Annotated in this window: 1 protein-coding gene; it reads left to right on the top strand. The window is 74.2% G+C overall.

Going from position 1 to position 1,207, the window contains the following annotated elements:
* Positions 1–120: 120 nt before the first annotated feature.
* The coding region (locus tag ABZ281_RS49915; protein WP_356665530.1) for a sulfite oxidase at positions 121–1,207 on the top strand (1,087 nt) is incomplete at its 3' end.

The following is a 1,207-nucleotide window of genomic DNA, read 5'->3' as shown; positions in this document are numbered from 1 at the left end:
CTGGGCAGGTCCGGGGCGCCGCGATGCCTGACATCTGTCAGGACCAGAGCCACGGAAGAGGAGCCATGCTGGGCCGGCCCCGCCCGGGCGGGGCCGGCGAGGACGGACGACAATGAGGGCATGGGACGTCGCACCGCCGACGTGAGCACGCCCGCCCGGCTCGCCGCCCCCGGCGAGGGCCTGGGACAGGACGAGCTGGCCCTGGCCGCCCGCAATCACGGTCTGCCGCTGGAGGCCCTGCGCTACGACGTCACCCCGCCGGGCCTCCACTACGTCCTGACGCACTACGACATCCCCTACGTCCCGGACGCGACCGCATGGCACCTGACGGTCGGCGGCCGCGTACGGCGCCCCCTGAGCCTGTCGCCGGCGCGGCTCCGCGCCTACCCGGCGACCACCACACGCGTCACCCTGGAATGCGCGGGCAACGGCAGGGCACTGCTGACACCGAGGCCGGTGAGCCAGCCGTGGCTGGTCGAGGCCGTCGGCACCGCGGAATGGACAGGGGTGCCCCTGCGGGTCCTCCTCCGGGAGGCCGGGGTGGAGCCGGACGCGGTCGACGTCGTCTTCACCGGGGCGGACCACGGCGTGGAGCGCGGTGTCGAGCAGGACTACCGGCGCGGCCTCACCCTCGGTGTCGCTACCGGCGACGACCCCGAGGTCCTGGTCGCCTACGCGATGAACGGCGCACCCCTGCCGCCCCAGCACGGCAGTCCGCTCCGTCTCGTGGTGCCCGGCTGGTACGGGATGGCCCACGTCAAGTGGCTGCGTGACATCACGGTCCTCGACACCCCCTTCTCCGGCTTCCAGCAGTCCGTCGCCTACCGGATCAGGCGGGAGCCCGAGGAGGAGGGCGACCCGGTCACCCTCATCGCTCCCCGCGCGCTCCTGATCCCCCCGGGCTTCCCGGACTTCATGTCCCGGACCCGGGTGGTGGCGCCCGGCACGGTCACGCTGGAAGGACGGGCCTGGTCGGGACACGCCCCGGTGTCGGCGGTGGAGGTGAGCACGGACGGCGGCGCGACGTGGCGTCCGGCCGATCTCGAACCGGACCACGGCCACCGGTGGGCCTGGCGCCGGTGGTCCCTCGGATGGACCGCCGCCCCCGGCGACCATGTGCTGAGCGTGCGCGCCCACGACGCTTCGGGACGCACCCAGCCCACCCGGCAGCCCTGGAACCGGGGCGGGTTCGCCAACAACCTCGTCC

The organism is Streptomyces sp. NPDC006265, assembly GCF_040613555.1.
Classification (GTDB): domain Bacteria; phylum Actinomycetota; class Actinomycetes; order Streptomycetales; family Streptomycetaceae; genus Streptomyces.
This window is presented reverse-complemented; position numbering and strand designations above follow the sequence as displayed.